This is a genomic window from Propionivibrio sp. (genome assembly GCF_016790145.1).
Classification (GTDB): domain Bacteria; phylum Pseudomonadota; class Gammaproteobacteria; order Burkholderiales; family Rhodocyclaceae; genus Propionivibrio.
In genome coordinates, this window is record NZ_JAEUOI010000151.1 from 1 (window position 1) to 4,551 (window position 4,551).

Sequence of the window (4,551 nt, forward strand, 5' to 3'; positions counted from 1 at the left end):
GCTGCCATGGCTACATATTAATCAATGTAACCAATTATATCAAGCTATATATTCGCTTATGTATGGCTACATATGAAATGCAAAAAACGAGCAAAACCTTGCCCTGTGCTGGTTACAGCGATTTGGGGTGAACAAAGCGCGTTTTATTGCTGGTTCGATCTTGCTGCGCATGCGCTTGCCCTGCAATCAATTTGCCATCAGACTTCTCCACCGTCCATTGGCATTGCCGCAATGAAGCGACTCATCCAAACACTGCTGCTCCTGGCTTTTATGCCGGGTTCGAGCGCGCAAGCCGAGACTTACCTCGAAGCCCCGCGCGTTGTCGCCGCGCTGGCGCAGGGACTGGCGGCAGAACGCGGCATCGGTATCCGGCAGAACTCCGGCCTGGCCATCGAACTTTATTGCGACGCCGGGTCCATGGGCAGCTCGGAGGGGTTCTTCCGCATCGGACGCCTGCTGCTCAAGGGGCCGCCCAAGCTGCGCAATCCGCGTCTGGCCAATGCCTATCTTGCACTTGCGGCCCGTCTGGGCCACCAGAAAGCGCGGATGCTGCACGACCCGCTGGTCAAGAATGCCAATATCGACCTGATTTGCAGCAATCTCCATGGACAAGGCGGGCAACCGAAGTTCGATATTGAGGGCTATATTGCCGGACTGTCACCGGCCAGGCGCAACCTGGCCGCGCTGATCCGCAAGATAGCACCGCATTACGGTGTCGACGCGCGTTTGGCGCTGGCCATTGCCCTCGCCGAATCGAACCTCGATGCCAACGCCGTTTCGCCAAAAAACGCCCAGGGCGTCATGCAACTGATCCCCGATACCCAGGAACGCTTTGGTGTCGAGAAACCCTTCGATCCGGAACAGAACATCAAAGGCGGTCTGGCCTACCTGAAGTGGTTGCAGAACCGTTTTGACGGAAACCTGAAGCTGGTCGCCGCAGCCTACAATGCCGGCGAGGGCAACGTCGATCGTTATGGCGGCATTCCGCCCTTCCCCGAAACCCAGCACTACGTGAGGCGCGTGCTCAATTTCTCGGGGATGGCCTCGGCTGCAGGAAGAACGAGAGAGTGATCAAAGGAATTGCTATGGATTTCATCCATGTGATCTCCTTCCATTTTTTCCAGGACGATAGCGAAGATGTGTAGTGTCTTGGCCTAGGCACGACGGGTTTTCGAAAGGCTTTGAACCTGTACCCCCTGGAAATTCAGGCATCGGAGAAAATTAAGCCTGCCTCTGGGCAACGTGGAGCGAATAGAAATGGCCTGCCCTTCAGACGCAGAATGAATGCCTGCTTCATAGTGATTGCAATCATCCAGCTCATTTGAAACGGGAGCATAAGTTCCCGTTGTGTAACTCGAAGTTACCTTTCAATCAAACTTGCTTGGCTCTCCGACGATGAGCGACCGCTCCGACGAGGCCAAGACCGGCCAACATCAAGGCATAGGTCTCGGGTTCGGGGACTGCGGTGATCGTGTTGCCAACGAACCTGATCACTGGAGCCGCCATAGCACTATTGGTGTTTCCGAGCAAATCGGCGAACTTGTCGTTAAAGTAGGCTTGGCCCAGAATGCGTGCGCCTGGCGGCGGCAAGAAATTGGGCATGGTCTTCGGGTCGAGCGCAAAGTTGATTCCGCCTCGATAGGTGTCATCGGGCACCGCCGACTTCAACCAACCGGAGAAGCCCACAAAATAAGGCGTTCCGGCATTCACAATGATCGGTGTATCGAAGGGCTTGCTATGCCAGGGCGGATCGGGCGCATAGAAATCGCCCGGGATGAAGGTTGAACTAGCCAAGACATTTCCGCCCACTGCGGGACGGTCGGTGTACACCGTCACCGTCAAATCGAAGTTGTTGTTGATGCCGTTCAGTAGTCCGACCAAGATAGTTTCCACTGCGGTGAGTGAGACGTTTTGCTGCGGTGTCCAATACCAGCCAATGTTGTCGGGGATCCAACGGCAGCAGCCGGGAAAAGGGGTCGCGTAGCCAGGGCCGGGGTCTTGGTTGTAGGAGTCGGAATAGGGGTCGGCGTAGGCTGCACTCACTTGTAGCAGGAACCCAGCGAGAACCAGAAGAAAAAATTGCTTTTTCATGGTTTTGATCCTTTCAATTTAAGCAGGTTAGAATCCTTCGAAGTCTTGAAGCACCCTCATCAACTTGTGGCACTTAGACTATGAAACTGAAACCGCCGCCTGCCGTCAGGATTCTCTCCCCAGGTTTACTGTCAGTCAATAGTACTTTCGGACTATTCCCGAAGCGCCAGGTTGAATGCGTCCACGTTGTCGATCGCTGAAATTATCTCCGCCGGATATCCCGTTTCAGTAAGGCCGAGCAGCCGTGCCTAAATCCGCTTGTGCTGATATGTCTTTCTTCGGCAGAGAGGCCGTGGCTGTCATTTCAAGATCGATAGCCCTGATTCAATCTACCGGAAGCACTCCTTAACCGTCAGGCACAAACGGCTCCACTTCACCCTACGCAATTCAACGTATTCCTCATTTCCGGGCCAGTCCTTACTCTGTCGCTGCACTGCACCAACTGCGGACGAACCCTTCATGACCCGATCCTTGCTCCTATTTCTGTTGTACGCCTGTTGCCTGCCGGCGCACGCGGCGCTTGATGCGGTGCAGGTTCGCCGCCTGGCGGCCGAGGATTCGAGCGACAAGGTGGCCGCCATCCAGCAACTGACGCAGACCGCCGATCCCGATGCGGTGCGCGTGCTCAAGGCCATGGCCGAGGACACACTCTTCCTGGCCGGCGACAGGGTCGTCATTGTCGATGGCGACAAGGCCTTCGACGCCGCCACCGGCAGCGCCATCAAGACACCGGACAACCCCGAGTCGGTCACCGTCAACAACCGGATTCGCGGCGAACTGGCGAGTGCGCTGGCCGCGCTCAAGCTGTTCGACGAGGACCCGCGTGTGCGGCTGGCTTCGGCGCAAAAGCTGCAAAGCAAGGTCAGTCCGGAAATGGCGCCGCTGCTGGCGCGCGCGCTGGAAAAGGAAACAGACGCCCGGATCAAGGCTTTGCTCAAACTGGCGTACGCCCAGGCCAATCTGGGTAACGCCGACCCGGCGGCGCGGCTGGCGGCGGTCAAGGCGCTCGCCGAAACCTCGTCGCCAACGATCAGGAGCGTGCTGCTGCCGCTCACCGACCAGGCGAAGGAAGCGGACAACAAGGTGCGCTTCGCGGCCATTTCGGCGGTCAAGTCGATCGACGGCCGGCTGGCGCTGACCGAGAACCTGGGACGGGTTTTTTCCGGGCTGTCGCTCGGCAGCATCCTGCTGCTCGCCGCACTCGGCTTGGCCATCACGTACGGCGTGATGGGCGTCATCAACATGGCGCACGGCGAACTGCTGATGATCGGCGCCTACTCGGCCTATGCCGTGCAGAGCGTTTTTCGCAACTATTTCCCGGAAGCGATTGACTGGTACCTGCCGGCCGCCATCCCCGTCGCCTTCTTCGCCGCAGCACTGGTCGGCGTGATCATGGAACGCACGGTCATTCACTGGCTGTATGGACGTGCGCTGGAAACGCTGCTCGCCACCTGGGGCCTGTCGCTTATGCTGATCCAGGCGGCGCGTATTGTCTTCGGCGCGCAGAACGTCGAAGTCGCCAACCCGAGCTGGATGTCCGGCGGCATTGAGCTGATGCCCAACCTGCTCCTGCCGTGGAACCGCATCATCATCATCGGTTTCGCGCTGTTCGTGCTGCTGCTGGTCTGGGTGCTGATGAACAAGACACGGCTCGGCATGTTCGTCCGTGCGGTGACGCAGAACCGCGCCATGGCCGGCTGCGTCGGCGTACCGACGGCGCGCATCGACACCATGGCCTTCGCACTCGGCGCCGGCATCGCCGGCCTCGGCGGCCTGGCCTTGTCGCAGATTTCCAATGTCGGACCGGACATGGGCCAGGGCTACATCGTCGATTCCTTCATGGTCGTCGTCGTCGGCGGCGTCGGGCAACTGGCCGGTGCGGTGTGGGCCGCGCTCGGCCTGGGCATCTTTACCAAGCTGCTCGAGGGCTGGGCCGGCGCGGTGATCGCCAAGATTGCCGTTCTTGTCTTCATCATCATCTTCATTCAAAAGCGACCGCAGGGCATCTTCGCCCTCAAGGGCCGCGCCGTCGAGTAAGGGTGATCGTCATGACAAACTTCATTCAGATGCCACCGCCCTGCTCACTGATGCGGCGCAGAAAATCTCCTTGCGGCATGAGGAGGGGGGTGAGGGTTGGAAGTCTTTCTGTTATTTCATCAACTGCTGCTAACCCCCCCGGCCCCCCTTGTCAGGGGGGGGAAGAACTGGTGCATCGGATTGCTCATGCGTAAGCCGCTTACCCTTCGCCTGCTCTCGGCGCTCGATCGCAAGAGCTGGCTGGCGCTGGGCGTCTTTCTGGCCATTGCGCTGATCCTTCTGCCGCTGCTGCATCTCGCGGTGCCGCCGGAAAGCGCCTTCCACGTCTCGGCTTACGCCATCACGCTGTTCGGCAAGATCATGTGTTATGCCATTGTCGCCGTCGCCATGGATCTGATCTGGGGTTACGGCGGCATCCTGTCG

The 4,551-nt window shown here is 58.7% G+C and carries 3 protein-coding genes and 1 pseudogene; 3 read left to right on the forward strand and 1 reads right to left on the reverse strand.

Annotated elements, in window-relative coordinates; all coding sequences use genetic code 11:
• The first annotated feature begins 231 nt into the window (after window positions 1-231).
• Window positions 232-1,071, forward strand: coding sequence for a lytic transglycosylase domain-containing protein (locus JNM42_RS12435; RefSeq protein WP_294270251.1), 840 nt, complete (start codon window positions 232-234; stop codon window positions 1,069-1,071).
• A 300-nt stretch (window positions 1,072-1,371) separates the two neighbouring features.
• On the opposite strand, the gene JNM42_RS12440 is transcribed toward JNM42_RS12435, so the two are convergent.
• On the reverse strand, window positions 1,372-2,091 hold the full coding sequence (locus tag JNM42_RS12440) for a PEP-CTERM sorting domain-containing protein (RefSeq protein ID WP_294270254.1): 720 nt from the start codon (window positions 2,089-2,091) through the stop codon (window positions 1,372-1,374).
• Between the two features lie 459 nt (window positions 2,092-2,550).
• On the opposite strand from JNM42_RS12440, the gene urtB reads away from it, so the two are divergent.
• Window positions 2,551-4,128, forward strand: a complete 1,578-nt coding sequence (urtB, locus tag JNM42_RS12445) for an urea ABC transporter permease subunit UrtB (RefSeq protein WP_294270257.1) — start codon at window positions 2,551-2,553, stop codon at window positions 4,126-4,128.
• 186 nt (window positions 4,129-4,314) lie between these two features.
• A pseudogene (locus JNM42_RS12450) lies at window positions 4,315-4,551 on the forward strand (urea ABC transporter permease subunit UrtC); the annotation flags it as partial.